Annotated in this window: 20 protein-coding genes; 10 read left to right on the top strand and 10 right to left on the bottom strand. The window is 32.4% G+C overall.

Annotation, left to right across the window (positions count from 1 at the left end):
* Positions 1–116 precede the first annotated feature (116 nt).
* The 4 genes from ACWV26_RS06880 (at position 117) to ACWV26_RS06865 (ending at position 2,680) form a co-directional block, all read left to right on the top strand.
* Positions 117–950, top strand: a complete 834-nt coding sequence (locus ACWV26_RS06880; protein WP_455897612.1) for a transporter substrate-binding domain-containing protein — start codon at positions 117–119, stop codon at positions 948–950.
* 73 nt (positions 951–1,023) lie between these two features.
* Positions 1,024–1,686 carry an amino acid ABC transporter permease gene (locus tag ACWV26_RS06875; RefSeq protein ID WP_455897611.1) on the top strand — a complete coding sequence of 221 codons (663 nt, stop codon included), beginning with the start codon at positions 1,024–1,026 and terminating at the stop codon, positions 1,684–1,686.
* Positions 1,687–1,699: 13 nt separating this feature from the next.
* Positions 1,700–2,428, top strand: a complete 729-nt coding sequence (locus tag ACWV26_RS06870) for an amino acid ABC transporter ATP-binding protein (RefSeq protein ID WP_455897610.1) — start codon at positions 1,700–1,702, stop codon at positions 2,426–2,428.
* A 90-nt stretch (positions 2,429–2,518) separates the two neighbouring features.
* Entirely contained in the window at positions 2,519–2,680 is a 162-nt protein-coding gene (locus ACWV26_RS06865; RefSeq protein ID WP_455897609.1) for a hypothetical protein, read from the top strand.
* 57 nt (positions 2,681–2,737) lie between these two features.
* On the opposite strand, the gene ACWV26_RS06860 is transcribed toward ACWV26_RS06865, so the two are convergent.
* The 4 genes from ACWV26_RS06860 to ACWV26_RS06845 all read right to left on the bottom strand — a co-directional run bounded on the left by ACWV26_RS06860 (position 2,738) and on the right by ACWV26_RS06845 (position 6,869).
* Positions 2,738–3,613 carry a TIGR03943 family putative permease subunit gene (locus ACWV26_RS06860; RefSeq protein ID WP_455897608.1) on the bottom strand — a complete coding sequence of 292 codons (876 nt, stop codon included), beginning with the start codon at positions 3,611–3,613 and terminating at the stop codon, positions 2,738–2,740.
* 13 nt (positions 3,614–3,626) lie between these two features.
* Positions 3,627–4,511 (bottom strand): permease, encoded by an 885-nt coding sequence (locus ACWV26_RS06855; RefSeq protein WP_455897607.1) that lies wholly within the window; start codon positions 4,509–4,511, stop codon positions 3,627–3,629.
* Between the two features lie 234 nt (positions 4,512–4,745).
* Positions 4,746–5,504, bottom strand: coding sequence for a 3-hydroxybutyrate dehydrogenase (locus tag ACWV26_RS06850; RefSeq protein ID WP_455897606.1), 759 nt, complete (start codon positions 5,502–5,504; stop codon positions 4,746–4,748).
* Between the two features lie 24 nt (positions 5,505–5,528).
* Positions 5,529–6,869 (bottom strand): GntP family permease, encoded by a 1,341-nt coding sequence (locus ACWV26_RS06845; protein WP_455897605.1) that lies wholly within the window; start codon positions 6,867–6,869, stop codon positions 5,529–5,531.
* A gap of 238 nt (positions 6,870–7,107) precedes the next feature.
* Between ACWV26_RS06845 and ACWV26_RS06840 the strand changes: the two genes are divergently transcribed.
* Positions 7,108–8,013, top strand: a complete 906-nt coding sequence (locus tag ACWV26_RS06840) for a LysR family transcriptional regulator (RefSeq protein WP_455897604.1) — start codon at positions 7,108–7,110, stop codon at positions 8,011–8,013.
* A 52-nt stretch (positions 8,014–8,065) separates the two neighbouring features.
* Here ACWV26_RS06840 and ACWV26_RS06835 read toward each other — a convergent pair whose 3' ends face one another.
* Positions 8,066–8,491 carry a lipocalin-like domain-containing protein gene (locus ACWV26_RS06835; protein WP_455897603.1) on the bottom strand — a complete coding sequence of 142 codons (426 nt, stop codon included), beginning with the start codon at positions 8,489–8,491 and terminating at the stop codon, positions 8,066–8,068.
* Between the two features lie 405 nt (positions 8,492–8,896).
* On the opposite strand from ACWV26_RS06835, the gene ACWV26_RS06830 reads away from it, so the two are divergent.
* Positions 8,897–9,070 carry a hypothetical protein gene (locus ACWV26_RS06830; RefSeq protein ID WP_455897602.1) on the top strand — a complete coding sequence of 58 codons (174 nt, stop codon included), beginning with the start codon at positions 8,897–8,899 and terminating at the stop codon, positions 9,068–9,070.
* Positions 9,071–9,099: 29 nt separating this feature from the next.
* On the opposite strand, the gene ACWV26_RS06825 is transcribed toward ACWV26_RS06830, so the two are convergent.
* From ACWV26_RS06825 to ACWV26_RS06805, 5 genes are all read right to left on the bottom strand, one after another.
* Positions 9,100–9,444 carry a DUF3147 family protein gene (locus ACWV26_RS06825; protein WP_455897601.1) on the bottom strand — a complete coding sequence of 115 codons (345 nt, stop codon included), beginning with the start codon at positions 9,442–9,444 and terminating at the stop codon, positions 9,100–9,102.
* Complete coding sequence (locus ACWV26_RS06820) at positions 9,441–9,833, bottom strand: MarR family winged helix-turn-helix transcriptional regulator (RefSeq protein ID WP_455897600.1); 393 nt, start codon at positions 9,831–9,833, stop codon at positions 9,441–9,443. Before ACWV26_RS06820 ends, ACWV26_RS06825 begins: the two co-directional genes overlap by 4 nt.
* A 159-nt stretch (positions 9,834–9,992) precedes the next feature.
* Entirely contained in the window at positions 9,993–10,871 is an 879-nt protein-coding gene (locus ACWV26_RS06815) for an NAD-dependent epimerase/dehydratase family protein (RefSeq protein ID WP_455897599.1), read from the bottom strand.
* A 120-nt stretch (positions 10,872–10,991) separates the two neighbouring features.
* Positions 10,992–11,540, bottom strand: a complete 549-nt coding sequence (locus ACWV26_RS06810; protein WP_455897598.1) for a nucleotidyltransferase family protein — start codon at positions 11,538–11,540, stop codon at positions 10,992–10,994.
* 244 nt (positions 11,541–11,784) lie between these two features.
* A complete protein-coding gene (locus ACWV26_RS06805) occupies positions 11,785–11,982 on the bottom strand; it encodes a hypothetical protein (RefSeq protein ID WP_455897597.1) in 198 nt (65 codons plus the stop codon).
* Positions 11,983–12,694: 712 nt separating this feature from the next.
* On the opposite strand from ACWV26_RS06805, the gene ACWV26_RS06800 reads away from it, so the two are divergent.
* The 4 genes from ACWV26_RS06800 to ACWV26_RS06785 all read left to right on the top strand — a co-directional run bounded on the left by ACWV26_RS06800 (position 12,695) and on the right by ACWV26_RS06785 (position 15,552).
* On the top strand, positions 12,695–13,438 hold the full coding sequence (locus ACWV26_RS06800; protein ID WP_455897596.1) for an alpha/beta hydrolase: 744 nt from the start codon (positions 12,695–12,697) through the stop codon (positions 13,436–13,438).
* A gap of 23 nt (positions 13,439–13,461) precedes the next feature.
* Complete coding sequence (locus tag ACWV26_RS06795; protein ID WP_455897595.1) at positions 13,462–13,638, top strand: hypothetical protein; 177 nt, start codon at positions 13,462–13,464, stop codon at positions 13,636–13,638.
* A 353-nt stretch (positions 13,639–13,991) separates the two neighbouring features.
* A complete protein-coding gene (locus ACWV26_RS06790; RefSeq protein WP_455897594.1) occupies positions 13,992–14,885 on the top strand; it encodes a DMT family transporter in 894 nt (297 codons plus the stop codon).
* A 298-nt stretch (positions 14,886–15,183) separates the two neighbouring features.
* Positions 15,184–15,552, top strand: coding sequence for a VOC family protein (locus tag ACWV26_RS06785; protein ID WP_455897593.1), 369 nt, complete (start codon positions 15,184–15,186; stop codon positions 15,550–15,552).
* The last annotated feature ends 189 nt before the right edge of the window (positions 15,553–15,741 follow it).

Raw genomic sequence — 15,741 nt, 5'->3', positions numbered from 1 at the left:
ATATATTTCTCAATGACCTTGCATATAATTTAGAAATTGTTTAAGAGATAATCCATCAATCTTTTATACAAAAGCTTGTTTCAAAAATATCGAATACTAGTATAGGGGGATTTTGAATGAAGAGAATATTGTTGATTTTGGTTTTAATATGTTCCGCAATTTTAACAGCATGTGGCGGTTCGGCATCTGATGGTAGTGATTCAAAAAGTGTTTCTACAATCGAAAAGGTTAAGAAAAATAAGAAATTGGTAATTGGAACGGCACCAGGTTACGCACCGTTTGAAATGATGGATTTGAAAGGAAAATACGTTGGTTATGACATTGATACAGCAAAAGCAATTGGGAAAGCGCTTGGTGTAGATGTTGAGTTTAAAGAATATTCTTTTGATGGGTTAATTGCAGCTCTTCAAGTTGGCGAAATCGATATGATTATTTCAGGTATGACCATTACTGGACCGAGAGCATTGTCGGTAAGCTACGCAAATCCGTATTTTAAAACGAAGCAAGTTGCATTAGTCCCTAGTTCAGATAAGACATCCAAAGTTTGGACAGACCTCGATAAAAAAGGAAACAAAATTGCTACAGTTGTGGGAACTACAGGTCAATTAATTACAAAGAATACATTTAAAAATGCAGAGATCAAAGATTACAAAGAAATGCCTGCAGCAGCACTTGCTATGATTTCCGGTCAAATTGATGGGGTTGTTTATGACGAATCAGCCGTTCGTATTTGGAGCAAGGAAAACGGAAAGTCTAGAGTCATCGATAATCAAATCTCCGCTGAAAATTTAGGAATTGCGGTGAAACATGATGATCTAAAAACCGTGCAATGGTTGAATTCATTCTTATATAGCTATATCGATGGTCCAGACGAATTGAAATCAAGAAATTACTGGTTTGAAAGCGATGAGTGGTACAAAAATATTAACAATAAAGTAGAACCTGAATAACTGATTTGGAAGGAAGAAAGTTCGCTTTCTTCCTACTTTTTATAATCTATTAAATACGGAAGGGGTTTACTTTATGATCTATCAACCAGACTGGAGTGTCATTACAGATAATCTGGATTTATTTTTTGCAGGGGTGTACCTTACCCTTAAAATTTCAGCTATTTCCCTTTTATTTGCCATTCCACTTGGCATTATTGTCGGGATTGGACGAATCTCAAAAAATCGAATCATCTATTTTCTTGCTTCTACCTATGTAGAGATTATGCGCGGGATACCATTAATTGTTATTTTAATATGGATTTATTTTGTATTAGGTCAATTTTTGAAATTAGGTTCATTTTGGGGTTCCATTTTCTCTTTAGCTATTTTTTCAGCTGCTTTTATTGCGGAAATTGTCAGAGGTGGGATACAGTCTATTCCAAAAGGACAAATGGAAGCTGCTCGTTCATCAGGAATGAGTCATCTACAAGCGATGAAACTTATTATTTTGCCCCAAGCCATTCGCAAAACATTACCACCCATGGCATCACAATTTATTTTATTAATCAAAGACTCTTCTCTCGTATCGACTATTTCAGCAGTAGATTTAACATTAAAAGCTACTAACCTAGCTGCAGTCTCTTATCGCTATATAGAAATATGGTCATTTGTTGCTGTACTCTATTTTGCTATGACTTTTATTTTGTCACTCATCATACGGCAATTTGAAAAAAGATTATTAAAAAATGAGTTTTAAAGGGGGAGATTGGATGATTTCAATCAAGAATGTTTCTAAGAAATTTGGAAAGAATACCGTGTTAGAAGATATTGATTTAACGATTGAAAAGTCAAGTGTCGTTGCAGTTATCGGTCCAAGCGGTGCTGGCAAATCCACGCTAATTCGCACTATTAATGCTTTGGAAACAATCGATAGTGGTGAAATTCTAGTTGAAAATCATTCCATTCATCAAAAAAATGCAAACATCAATAAAGTGCGAACAAACATCGGTTTTGTTTTTCAAAACTTTAATTTGTATCCATTTTTAACTGCTTTAGAAAACGTAACAATTGCACCAATTAAAGTAAAAGGTATTTCAAAAGAAGAAGCCATTGCACAAGGTAAAAAACTTCTGACATCTTTAGGCCTAGGAGACAAAATGGATGCCTATCCATCTAAATTATCTGGTGGACAACAACAACGAGTTGCCATTGCTAGAGCACTAGCTATGGATCCACATGTAATGCTTTTTGATGAACCTACTTCAGCACTCGATCCTGAAATGGTGAAAGAAGTGTTAGATGCCATTCGAAAGTTGGTTGACGAAGGCATGACAATGGTAGTCGTCACGCATGAAATGGGATTTGCAAAAGAAATCTGTGATCAAATTATTTTTATGGCTGACGGTAAAATTGTCGAAGTTGCCTCTCCTGAAGAATTCTTTTCAAATCCCAAATCTGATCGAGCAAAATCATTCCTATCTAAAGTGTTAAATCATTAATTCATAATTTCCACGAACTTTTCAGAAACATTTTATAAAACACTTGTAAAGAGGAACAAATGTTCCTATAATGTAATTGAGGTGAAAAACTTGCATCCGCTACAACAACATATGATTACACTTTCCCCCAATGATAAACACGCTTTAGAACTTATTGCAAAAGAATTATTACAAACAACCCCAAAGGAACAGATTTTAGAAAACCTTGCACTTTACAAAAGTAAACAAAAAAACAAAACGGCTGCTCGTTAGAACAACCGTTTTGTTTTTATATTTTGAAATTCTTAACCATTCATTCCATTAGCCTATTTAATTTTGTTTTTTCACATTCGGATTATCATACCCACGGAATGTATATGGTTCATCTGGTTTGGTCGTTTTTTCAATTTTCGATACCACAAGATACGGAATATTGGATTTGAACGGTTGATAATAGATTGTTGATAACTTACCTTCTACATTCACCCATTCATCGTCCTTGAATTGTTGATCATTTGGAAGTTGGACAAGCATCCCGTAAACACCAGCATCTGCAATACAGTGAATAACGCCAAATCGTAAGATAAATACTTGATTTTTGCCTAATTTTCCATCGTCACCATGATAAATAAATCCTTTATACGAAACGGTTTTACCCATAAATTCACCAGGGAAGTTATATAAAGTCTCCATCCCCATTAAGAAATTATTATCATTTAAGGCAACAGGATTCATTTTAGAAAACTCATCCAATTCTTGTTGCATTAAATCAAGATAACCGTCTTTCCCAAAAAATACACTTGTATCAGGTTTTAAATATTGTGGTTTAATAAACTGATCTCCTTTTTGAAGCGTATTAATCGATTGAAATGAAAATCCTTTTGATCTTACTACTGTAGAATCTAGTGTTGCAATCGGTAAGCATAACCCTGTAATTAATGGGAAGATGATGACACCATAGGTAAAAATTCTTTTCCACCATGGCTGATCTTTTTCATGTATATGGTCATGTCCACAATCACATTCAACTTTAGATTCACCTTTGGCCATATTGACAATTTGCACGATAGTTAAGATTGCAAATAGAATGATTCCTAATATATTGATATATTGATATTTCATATTAATGTATTTCGCATTATCGCCTGATGCATAGAGGTAATAAAAGAAATACGTGAATCCCATTAAAAGTAATGCTCGAATCATCGTTTTCCTCCTCCTAGACTAGCATAGAGCTGATAAATATGAATACGACAATATACAAAATCAGCACTGCTATAAATTTCTTTTTAAATGTTTGTAGCATCATAAGTAAATTCTTTATATCTACCATTGGTCCAATTAACAAGAAAGCTACTAAAGCGGAAGTAGAAAATGTTCCTCTAAATGATGCAGCAATAAACGCATCTGCCTCTGAGCATAATGATAATACAAAGGCTAAAGCCATCATGACTAATGAAGAAGTTGCTTTTGTTTGGCCAAGTTCCATTAAAACAGACGTTTTAACAAAAATTTGCATAGATGCTGCAATGAATGCACCAATGATTAAATATTTCCCAACTGAAAAGAATTCTTCAATCGCATGATTCAATGTTCCTAAAAACTTTTGCCAAAGAGTTGGTGTATGATCATGATCATGTTCATGATCGTGATCATGTTCATCATCATCCAATAATTGTGTTGTACCCTTATATTGATACGAAAGAATAATCCCAATAACAAATGCTACGACTATGGCTAATCCTCCACGGTACCATACCATTTGCCAACTATTACCGAATGCAATATAAGTTGAAAATAACACAATTGGATTAATAATCGGCCCTGTCAGCATGAATGGAATTGCTACATAAAGGGGTACGCCCTTTTTTAGTAAACGATGGACAATTGGAATAATCCCGCATTCACAAGCTGGGAATAATACCCCAATGACGGTCCCATATAATACACCTAGTACTCTATTTTTAGGTACTATTTTAGCAATCATTTGCGGTGTAACAAACATTTGAATGATTCCAGATATAAAAACACCAATCAATACAAATGGTAATGCTTCTATCACAATACTTATAAAGATTGTATTAAGTTGCAAGAATGTCGACACACGTTAAACCTTCTTTACTATTTCTTTTTAACTTGAATACTATACTCTGTAACGTCACGGGTATAATTTAAGCTAAGTAATAGACTATGTAAGGAGGATTTTGGTTTCCAATTCTAATATAAAAATTTATTATTTCGTAGCTGATATAAAAAAAGACATCTCTATTACCAAATTGGAATAGAGATGCCGGTTATAGATTTGAATCTATACTTTATATGCGAGCTAATCTAACAGTTAGATACCACCAGTAACGCCGATACCTTCACCTGTGATAGCTGCTGCACCATCTGATGCTAAGAAAATGGCAGTTGCTGCGATTTCAGATGGTTCAAGTAAACGTTTCATCCATTGTTTACCTAGGATGTGATGGTTTAATGCTTCTTCAATCGTTGTACCATCTTGTTCAGCTAAGTTAGGAAGTTGTTTGTCAATCAATTCTGTATGAACTGGTCCAGGCATAATAGTGTTACATGTAATACCTTTTTGAGCGTTTTCAAGAGCTGTCACTTGAGTGAAACCAACTTGACCATATTTTGCTGCACAGTATGCTGATTTGTAAGCATCAGGAATACGACCGTGTGCAGAAGAAATATTAATGATACGACCATATTTTGCTTCTTGCATTGTTGGTAATACTGCTTTTGTTAGAAGGAATGTTCCTTTTAAGATTACATCTACTACTAAATCCCACTTTTCTACAGGGAATTCTTCAATTGGAGAAATGAATTGTAAACCAGCGTTATTAACAAGAACTTCGATAGATCCACGTTCTGCGATGACTGCTTCAACAGCTGTTTTTACGCTTGCTTCATCAGCAACATTTACTTTATAACCTTTAGCATTTCCTAGTTCTTTTGCTGCAGTAATTGCTGCTTCTTCATTTAAGTCAAAAATAGCTACGAAATCCCCGTTTTCTACAAAACCTTTTGCAATTGCATTACCGATACCTTGTGCTGCTCCTGTTACGATTACTGTACGATTAGTATTACTCATGTTTAAAACCTCCAAATAATTTTTTTAATATATGATAATTGCCAAAACTAAAGCAACGATTAACGCTAATAAGTTGGGTATAGTCATAATCATAAATGAATATCTAAATGAATTTTTATGTGTTAAACCGGTTAAAGCAAATAATGAAAGAATTGCGCCTGCATGTGGCAGCCCAGTGAAAACCGCTGATGCAATAGCAGATATTCTATGCATAGCTTCTGGATTTACCCCCATTGCTAGATAAGACTTCGCAAACGCTTCCATAGCAATCCCCAAACCACCAGAAGCTGAACCAGTAATGGCCCCTAAAGCCGTAGATGCGATTGTTAAACTAATTAATGGATTACCAGGGATTCCTAAAATGAAATCTGAAATCGCTTTAAATCCTGGTGCCATTGTAATAACAACACCAAATGCTACAGCTGCTGCAGTAAAGAATATCGGTTGGATTGAACCGTTTGCTCCTAAACTTAAAGCTTGTTTATGAGATGGAATGTAGCGATTGAATACGATGCAAGAAACTAGAATAGCTGCTGATAGACCCATAAGCACGATATTATCAATTTTCATTGCACTACCTACGAAGATAATTACGATGAGAACTAGAATTGGAAGAATACTTACAAAGAAGGAAGGGATTTTGTCTTTCAATTCCATTTGTTGTTCGTTTTGATCTTCATATGGAGCAAATGTTTCTCCATTTTTCAAACTTTTATTCAAGGCATTTCTCATATACCATACACCAACTACAATTGCGACAATTGAAGCAACAATACCAAGTAAAGGTGCTGCTGTTAAAGTAGTACCTAAATATTTTGTTGGTACTACGTTTTGAATAGATGGAGTGCCTGGTAGCATGGTCATTGTGAATGTACCTATCCCTAAAAAGATCGGAATCACTACTAAATTCCACGCAATATTTAATTGTTTAAATAATGGTTTTGAAAGTGGAATAATTACAAACAATACAACGAACAAACTAATTCCACCGAAAGTTAGAATCGCACTAATTACAAAAATCGCTAACAGAACCGAGAATGGTTTTTCTGTCCCAGTAATTTTTAATACCTTTTGTGCAATCGCTTGAGCTGCCCCACTTTTTTCAATATACTGAGCTAAAATTGCTCCTAATAAAAATACTGCGAAATAGTTAATCAAGAATCCTGATAAACCAGTCATAAATGAATGTTCAGTTCCTATTAATGAAGGAAAGAAATTCATACCATTCGAAACGATTACGATTATTGATGCAATTGGAGCAACGAAAACAATACTAAATCCTTTCATTGCAAAAATGATGATCAGAACAATCGCAATCAAAATACCTATTGTACCCATGATTGACTCCTTACTATATCTTGTCATGACTAAATATCCAATAAATGTTACAACTTTTTGTCGACATCTAGATTATGTCACTAAATTGCAACATTTGATAATACCAAAGCAATTATCGAATCCATAACAAAATAGGTATACATTTTCAGTACTAAATATTTTGAATGCCTGTGCCTTCTCGATATCATATATTAGATATGTTAATAAACCGCTAAAAATTTTACATATTATTAACAGGTAATTCCTTCAAGGAGTGACATGATAGATGAATGAACTATTTACTAAATATTTAATGGCTGTTGCTGAGTTTGGAAGTATTTCTAAAGCAGCAAGAGAACTTTTTATATCTCAACCCTATTTAAGCAAATATATAAAAACAGTAGAACAAGAATTAGGTGTTGAACTTATTAATCGTAATGTCTCTCCTATTACATTAACCTATGCAGGCGAAATTTATGTCTCATACATGGGGAAAATAAATGATCTTTATGTAAATATGAAACATGAAATGGAGAGAATCTCAAATTTAGAAAAAGGGAGACTGATTATTGGTACAAATCCAGTTTTAGCTTCCTATAATTTGTACTATATACTTCCATCATTTATAGAAAAATATCCTGGCATTGAGGTAGTTCTTATTGAAGATACTGCTGATGTTCTTGATTCCAAACTAATTCAAAATAAAATTGATATCTGTTTAAATATGCTTCCCATCACAAATGAAGATATCAAATATGAAAAATTGTATGATGAAAATGTATTTCTAGTAGTTCCAAAAGGTCATCATTTATATAATGAAAATAACGTACCCGGTATGCATATTCCATTCGACTATAAATGTTTGGATGGAGAAAAGTTTATCTTATTGAAACAAGGCTTAGGTTTGAGAAGACTTACGGATGGGCTATTTACTCAATATAACATCAAGCCAAATATTTTTTTAGAAACTCAAAATATCGAAAATGGATTTAGGATAGCCAATAGTTGTAATGCTCTAACCATTATTCCTGAATGCATTATTGCTAATGATGACATAAAAGTTAATGCAAATTTTTATACAATAGGTGAACCAATTTATAAAAATCATATTGTCATTACGTATAAAAAAAATGGTCTACTCTCATCATCTGCACAAGCATTTTTAAATCTCTCCAAAAATATCTTCAAGTAATTTTTATAAAACTGTTTACCATAGAATATTGGTAAACAGTTGAGCATTAAAATTAGTGTTTTGGACATTTTTTCCAAACTAATTTTTGTGCTTTGTTTAAGCCATTCATGATTTTTAGTAAATCACCTTCAATTTTTCCTAATCGAGGTTGTTCTTGTCCTTCCCATGTAGGATTCATGCTAACTTCCATGTGATGTGTTACTACTCCAGTTTCTTCGTTCACTTCGAATTTACCGCAATATGCCATATAAGCAACAGCTGCATTTGCCATTTCTTCAGTTGTTCCAACATGAATATCTCCTGATGCATATGGAACACGTCCTTGTTTAGATAGTTGAGCAGACATATAACCATCTGGGTGATACATGATAAAGCCCATTGCATCTTCTCCAAATGGATAAACTACATTTCCTTCTTGATTTTCAGATTGGTATGATTCAAGTGACCATATGCCAATTAATTGTTCCTTTAATGTCATTTTGATTATCTCCTTTATTTTTGTTCGATTTCATTATTTCACTTTTACATAATTAGTAAAAATACTAAATAGGTTATATCTTATAAAACAAATAAGTTATCTTAGATTTTCATTCCATCAATTCCACAAAAAAATGGGATTAAAATAGATAATCCATTTTAATCCCATATATTATAGATTAGCGTAGAATACGTTAACTGTTCCGTGATTTCCATTTTCCACCCATCTTGTACTGCATTTATAAAAGATCTTTCCCAAGTTGATCAATTGATATAATTTTTTTACCATTCCATATTTCTGCAAGAATAACCCAAGCAGCTGAGATATAATCTAAATGATTTGCATATTCATAGTAAAATACAATCAATCAAATCTGTGATATAACTAATTATTGGAGTGATTTCTATGAACACACGTTATTTCGTCTCACTCATTACGGCGATTTTATTTATTATTCTCGTATTTATGAATTATATTGGTTATTGGAATGCGGACTCGACCGTACAAATTATCTTTTTCTTTGCAATGATTGCATCTATTTTTAATATTGGAAATGAAAATGGTAAAAGAAAAGGCTAATCAGTAACCTCTTTAAAAAGTTCAATCAACTATAAATTATGAAAATGTGCAAATATTATTTTTTGCATTCCTAAAAATAATCCCCATGAAACCATTCCAACCAAAAGTGCGATAATGAATGAATAGGAATTTTTTAACATTACATAAACCACCAGTAACATTACAATTGTTGCTGGTAATCCCATGATGACACCTATTGTAAAAGTTTGAATTTGCTTAATCGTTTCTCCTTGAATAGTTAACCAAAATATACTTAGAAGACTAATTAGCGGTAGTGCTGCAATAATCCCACCGTATAAAGGGAATTTTTTTGCTAATTCAGTCACGATAGCAATTATAAGAGCTGAACTTAAAAGCTTGATCCACATCATCATTTTGCTGCCTCACTTAACAAACGAAAAGCTTGTAAGATTAGAAATTTTTCTTCGTCACTTAGCTTATTCAATACGGCTTGTAATTTTACTTCATCTAATTCTGTATTATGCTTTACAACTTCTAAGCCCTTTTCTGTTAATTTTAAAAATACTTTTCTTAAATCCTCTTCATTACGCTGTTTCGTGATCCATCCATTGTTAACAAGCTTCTTTACATGCTCTGATGCAGTATTATGAGAAATGTTTAATGATTCAGATAAAAATCGAACAGTCACTGCTTTTTCTTTCTGAACGATTTGCAAGATCCGAATGCTTTGGTGAGAAATCGTCTGCTCATGCATGGGGTGAAGATAGTAATAGATATCTGTAAAATAAGTATTGAGTTCCATATTACACTTCCATTTATATCGTTTTTCTAGATTATATCGTATTTTACGATGTAAATAAACCAATACGATTTAGATAACTTGAGCAATTTAATTAATTCCAAATAAAAAAGTTCCCCTTCATTTGATAACGAAGGGAAACATCAGATTCATTTTTTAAGGTTAATTATTTTTTACAATCGATGAGATTAACGGTTTTAACCAGTTATCTAATTTTGTAAATTGGAATCCACTTTTTTCTGCTTTTCGATTTGACATATACCAAGATGCAGGAATTGCATAGGGAGAGCGAATTTCATCATTGACATCGAAGGAGATTTTTGCTGATTTAGAAGTCTCCTTTTCTATTAATTGAATTAACTCAGATAATGCTATTTTTCCATTGGCAGTTGCATTATACGGTCCTTCAATATCATTGTTGCCTGCCCATCTTAAAAATTGAGCTGCTTCTGTGGCCTGGATAAATGACATCTTAGCACTCATATTTATAAATCCTATTGGCTCTTCTTCTAATATTCGTTCAATATGGAAATGTAAACGGCGTGTATAGTCATCCTCACCCATCACTATTGGGAATCGAACTGCTACAACAGGGAATTTTGCATATTTAAAGAACACTGCTTCCGCTTGACGTTTTCCTTCTCCATAATCAAAATCTGCTATGTCTCCCATACGAATTTCATAGTTAGTTGGATCAAAATCTATTTCGGCCTTTTCTTTTCCGTCTGCTGAATATGTAGCAAGGGTCGAGGTAAATACTAACTTGTTAATATTCCCGTTAAATAATTCGCAAAAATCGTATGCTTCATTTGGTGAATAGCAAATATTATCATAAACGACGTCAAAAAAACGGCCATCGATGATTTTTGCTAACTCATTCTTGTTTGTGCGATCTCCTATGATATGTTCCACTTTATTGCCAAATGGATTTCCCGAAAGACCTCGAGTAATAATCGTAACATTATTCCCATCTTCGATTAATAATTCTACTAATTTACGACCAAAGAAACGTGTACCACCGAGTACTAAAATATTTTTCATTTGAGTTCCTCCAGTTATCTTTTTACTATATCTATTAACTAATTAAATATTTGAATGTCCCGCCTATATTGAATGTTTAACTTCCACTATTTTCATCTTATTATTTTGAAAGAATTTATATTACTTTACCACCAACATTCTCCAAATATCTTCCCATTGTTTTTCATTCATTCTTGTTTGATAAATTTTATATAATTCTTTATTTTTCATATATATCGGTGTTGGCCTTACAATTTTTTCGAACAAATCATTTAGACCGTATGGAGCCATAATAACTAATTCATCTTTTTGAATTTTTACAGCGACAGCAGTCGGAGTTTCTGGAAAATGAGCAACACCTTCATAAGAAGAGCTGTATGGCTCAACTCCATTTTTACTATGCATTCGTGCTTGGTTTTTCACAGACCAAGTCAGATCTGGCACTAAAGTTTCTAGTTTCTTTTCTATAAGTTTTTCTTTTTCTTTTGAAGTATTTAAAGCATCAAAATAAATAACATCAATATCATTAATTGGTGTTCTTAAATTATGTAGAATATCCCAAACTTTATTCCTTATTAAACCAGCGCAAACCCAACTATCTTCTAATTTTAACGATTCCACTGTCCTTAATATCGTCATTATATAATCATCTTTTTCAATTATCTCTTTTAATCTCATCTCAAAATTCATTAATTCAATTCTCCAATATCAATGTGTTTATTATAGAGTTCTCAGCATTACATTCTTTAAAAATATTTTTAAGCCCTCCTACAAACGAACATATATCTACGTTATAATTATATCATTATTCTGAATTTTCAATTGCCACTTTCATCAAAAACTTTCCTATATATAAAAGAGCACCCAATAAACGCAATAATACGTATATTCAGTGCTCGTAACTGATCAGTTAAGGTATTAATTTAAGTGAATCTTATTTTTTAGCTTTTCCATTATTTCGATAGCGTTGTTTGTCTTGTTTCTTATTTTCTTTTAAAGCGCTTATTACACGTTTTAATTGCTTGTTTTCCTTGTTTTTATTAGCTAATTGTCGTTTCAAATGAAAGTTCTCAGCTTCGATTAACTTGTAGTGTTCCCATGTTGATTGTTCTCGTACAGTTTGCTCATTCATAGTTAAACACCTCGGCACGATTTTTTATTTAGCTAACACTTTTAGTAACTGATAAACGTGTATAACGCTTATCTATATATACTATAGCATGTTGATAGAATTTGTTCATCCACTTAAGTGTTAACTTCTCTTAAAACTTCTGTAAATACCTTTACCGTGAGTAGGTATTCCTTTTAGCCAACTCCCCATTGCTTACCGCACTCTGTAGGAAGTGAATCAACTAGTTGTTCGCACACAAAACATGCTTATTCAACTCAATTTTCTCTATTCAACTACATTCCTTCCAAGAGAACCCACTCCTAGATTTAAGATCATTACTGTCCGTAAAATTACATCGAGTATTACCATATGAAATAATATAGAGGAATAAAAATCTTACAGCTACATTAAAAAGATACGTATTATATTGTATATTATTACTAACTGGTATGCATAAAAGGGAACTTTTAGAATTGTAAGAATCGATTTTCATTATAATGAATGAATATAAGCGTTATCAATGCCTTATATGACTTAAATCGAGATAATTATTAGCTAAATTCTTACTTGTATTTCTTCATTCAATAAGCCTAAACACCAGCTTTTCACTTCCCCACTATTTATTTTCATTTTAAGCTGTAATAGTTTTTTATATAATTAATTATATTCTATATTTTTAAGTGTTTTTTACTTCTATTCGAATAAGGAAATTTATATCATTGGGAGGATTATAATGATCAAACTTATTCCGCCAACCCCCTTTTATTATAAAGGGGATAAACGAGCGGTATTGCTCTTACACTCTTTTACAAGCAGCACAAAAGATATGAAAAAGCTAGGAAAGTATTTAAATTCATATGGATATTCATGCTATGCACCTTTATATACCGGGCATGGGATAGAACCTGAATTATTATTATCATCTGGTCCACTAAAATGGTGGGAAGATGCCGTTTTAGGTTACACATTTTTAAAGGATCAGGGCTTCGACCAAATAGCAGTTGTAGGGCTATCTCTAGGTGGAGAATTCGCTTTAAAAGTAGGGCAAGAGTATGATGTAATTGGAATTGTAACAATGTCAGTACCGAAAGAGCGTAAGTCATCTACTCTACAAAAGCGGATACTTTATTATGCCAATCGCTATAAAGAACTTGAAGGAAAAAGTAAAACTCAAATCAATGAAGAAATAAATGAGCTCTTACAGCAACCATCAGATTCCATGGTTTCATTTCAACAAATGATTGACAAAGTTATGGAAAATTTAAAACGAATTACATCACCAATCCACATTTTATATGGTGAATTAGATGAGCCACTGTATGGGCAAAGTGCTAATTTTATCTATCATAATGTTAGCAGCAGTGAAAAAGTGGTTAAAGGATACCCTAATTCAACGCATTTGATGACACTAGGTAAAGATTCTGATGCGATCAATCAAGATATTCTCAATTTTTTAGAAGAGTTACCATGGAAATGATTAAAAAGCGAGGTGACAAATAAATGGGAATTGGAATAGGCGATGCATTTGTACTTTTTATTCCACTCTTAATATTCTTCTTCTGCATAGCCACCATTATATTCGTAATCCGTTATCTAATGAAATTTCTTAAAGTGCAACAAGAAAAGAATGAACTATTAAGAACGATTGTAGATAAGATCGATAAACTAAAAGATTAGACAGGGAGACCTGTCTTTTTTGGTGCAATTGACTTAAAAAGCATTAATTCAATCTGAATTTTCGAAATACCCCTTGCAAAGAATGGACTTTTTCAGAGATTTCATAAAAGTGCTTTTTATAATTTTAATATTCTAAAAACTGAATTGTGCTGTATAATTGTTTTAAATCGTTATTTAAATAATTTGCCAAAGGAGGAGGCTTATTATGCCATTAGTCTATACAAATCCTTACGTTAGAAAGCCAGTTTCAACTTCACCACCACCGCCGGTTACTCCTATAAATATGCTTATATTAACAACAGATTAAGAATCTGCGAAATATAAGCTGTTTCGCAGATTCGAAGGAGTAGACGATGAAATCTAACATACAGTTTATATTATCAATGATTATTTTCGGTACAATTGGTTTAATTGTCAGATACATTGATTTATCTTCGAGTGAAACAGCTTTACTCAGTAGTTCAATTGGATGTCTATTTTTAATATTCGTATTTTTTGTATTGAAAAAATCTATTCCATGGAAAATCGTTTTAGCAAATGCTTTCGTCTTATTGCTCTCAGGTATTGCATTAGGAGGGAATTGGATTTTTTTGTATAAATCCTACGATTATACAACAATTACTAACGCAACATTAGCTTATTACTTTGCACCTGTGTTCGTCATGCTTCTCTCGCCAATTATTCTTAAAGAACCATTATCAATCAAAAAGATTATATGTATTGGCGTTTCGATAGTAGGACTTGTTTTAATTGTTGGAAATGGCTTAAGTACATCTAGCAAAAGTGATCTACTAGGAATTTTTTTTGGTTTAGTTGCCGCAGTATTTTACGCTGCATTAATGTTAATAAATAAATTTATTCATAATATGGATAAATTAGAGATTACAATCATCCAACTTGGAACAACTGCTTTACTTCTCTTACCATATGTATATTTTACTGAGAGATTTGGTATCTTGGATGTGTCAAGCTCATCTATTCCCTTTATCATACTGTTAGGGATTGTAAACACCGGAATTGGATTTTGGTTATTTTTCTCTGGGATGGAAAAATTAAAAGGCCAGAGTATTGCAATGTTAAGCTATGTTGATCCATTTGTAGCTATTTTGATTTCTGGAGTAATCTTGCAAGAAGAAATGACTACTATTCAAATACTAGGAGGAGCACTCCTATTAGGCTCTACATTTGTTAGTGAGGCTACATTTATTAGATTCTCAAAAAAGAGTATAAAAATGTTATCGAAATAGATTTAAGAGCAGTGGTGCATTTTCGCCACTGCTCTCATTTTTATAGGAAAATGTTAAGATTTTTCCAACCATAGACACTTTCCAACAGTGTCCAATTTTTTTGCTTATGCTCATAAATTCTTATTATTGATGTGATATAAAAATATATGTTTATTAATTAGCAGCAAGGGTATATATTAATTGTTTCCTGATACACTCCCTTCAACGAGACATAGTGGAGAACGCTCCCTCCGCTATGTCTTTTTGGTGTACTAAATTAAATAATGGCTCAAGAAAAAACAAAAAAAGGATGATTTATATGTCAAGTCAAGTTTGTGTTATAAGTATTTATGTACCAAATTTAAATGAAGCAATTGACTTTTACACCAATATATTAGGTTTTAAATTTAACATACAGTATGGACCCAAGATTGTCTCACTTGTACACGGAGACTTGCCAGTTGTTTTAGTGGAGAATGAAAATGCAACATGTAATCGAGATAATAATATTTCAGGGGTTGTATTAGGAATAAAATCTGAAGATATTTATAAAACAGTTAATTTTTTAAAAGAGAAAAATGTTGATTTTATTGTAGATGAACCATCTAATTGTCCTCCAGGAAAATATATTAGTTTTAGAGACCCTTTCGGAAATATTTTGGAATACGTTCAATTTAAAAATTTATAATAAACTTAATCTTAGTTTCCCCTCTTCCAAATTGTTGTGGAATTATCAATTATTCAGGAAATGTTAGAATATTAATATTATCTATCACATTAAATTCAATATTTAATCGTTTGATTTCTCTATTAGTACAGTTGAGTAAAGCTAAATAAGACCACACCTTCATGTACTTATTTATTTAGACCATGGAGT

The organism is Rummeliibacillus sp. JY-2-4R, assembly GCF_053847205.1.
Note: the sequence above shows the minus strand (reverse complement) of the source record. Positions and strands in the feature narration are given on the sequence as shown.

What these genes read in the sequence shown, in the direction of transcription:
- ACWV26_RS06820 (WP_455897600.1), bottom strand. Translation starts at nt 9,833, where the DNA reads ATGGAACTCAATACTTATTTTACAGATATCTATTACTATCTTCACCCC.
- ACWV26_RS06870 (WP_455897610.1), top strand. Translation starts at nt 1,700, where the DNA reads ATGATTTCAATCAAGAATGTTTCTAAGAAATTTGGAAAGAATACCGTG.
- ACWV26_RS06810 (WP_455897598.1), bottom strand. Translation starts at nt 11,540, where the DNA reads ATGAATTTTGAGATGAGATTAAAAGAGATAATTGAAAAAGATGATTAT.
- ACWV26_RS06785 (WP_455897593.1), top strand. Translation starts at nt 15,184, where the DNA reads ATGTCAAGTCAAGTTTGTGTTATAAGTATTTATGTACCAAATTTAAAT.
- ACWV26_RS06790 (WP_455897594.1), top strand. Translation starts at nt 13,992, where the DNA reads ATGAAATCTAACATACAGTTTATATTATCAATGATTATTTTCGGTACA.
- ACWV26_RS06805 (WP_455897597.1), bottom strand. Translation starts at nt 11,982, where the DNA reads ATGAATGAGCAAACTGTACGAGAACAATCAACATGGGAACACTACAAG.
- ACWV26_RS06880 (WP_455897612.1), top strand. Translation starts at nt 117, where the DNA reads ATGAAGAGAATATTGTTGATTTTGGTTTTAATATGTTCCGCAATTTTA.
- ACWV26_RS06835 (WP_455897603.1), bottom strand. Translation starts at nt 8,491, where the DNA reads ATGACATTAAAGGAACAATTAATTGGCATATGGTCACTTGAATCATAC.
- ACWV26_RS06830 (WP_455897602.1), top strand. Translation starts at nt 8,897, where the DNA reads ATGAACACACGTTATTTCGTCTCACTCATTACGGCGATTTTATTTATT.
- ACWV26_RS06800 (WP_455897596.1), top strand. Translation starts at nt 12,695, where the DNA reads ATGATCAAACTTATTCCGCCAACCCCCTTTTATTATAAAGGGGATAAA.
- ACWV26_RS06795 (WP_455897595.1), top strand. Translation starts at nt 13,462, where the DNA reads ATGGGAATTGGAATAGGCGATGCATTTGTACTTTTTATTCCACTCTTA.
- ACWV26_RS06815 (WP_455897599.1), bottom strand. Translation starts at nt 10,871, where the DNA reads ATGAAAAATATTTTAGTACTCGGTGGTACACGTTTCTTTGGTCGTAAA.
- ACWV26_RS06860 (WP_455897608.1), bottom strand. Translation starts at nt 3,613, where the DNA reads ATGATTCGAGCATTACTTTTAATGGGATTCACGTATTTCTTTTATTAC.
- ACWV26_RS06850 (WP_455897606.1), bottom strand. Translation starts at nt 5,504, where the DNA reads ATGAGTAATACTAATCGTACAGTAATCGTAACAGGAGCAGCACAAGGT.
- ACWV26_RS06840 (WP_455897604.1), top strand. Translation starts at nt 7,108, where the DNA reads ATGAATGAACTATTTACTAAATATTTAATGGCTGTTGCTGAGTTTGGA.
- ACWV26_RS06845 (WP_455897605.1), bottom strand. Translation starts at nt 6,869, where the DNA reads ATGACAAGATATAGTAAGGAGTCAATCATGGGTACAATAGGTATTTTG.
- ACWV26_RS06825 (WP_455897601.1), bottom strand. Translation starts at nt 9,444, where the DNA reads ATGATGATGTGGATCAAGCTTTTAAGTTCAGCTCTTATAATTGCTATC.
- ACWV26_RS06875 (WP_455897611.1), top strand. Translation starts at nt 1,024, where the DNA reads ATGATCTATCAACCAGACTGGAGTGTCATTACAGATAATCTGGATTTA.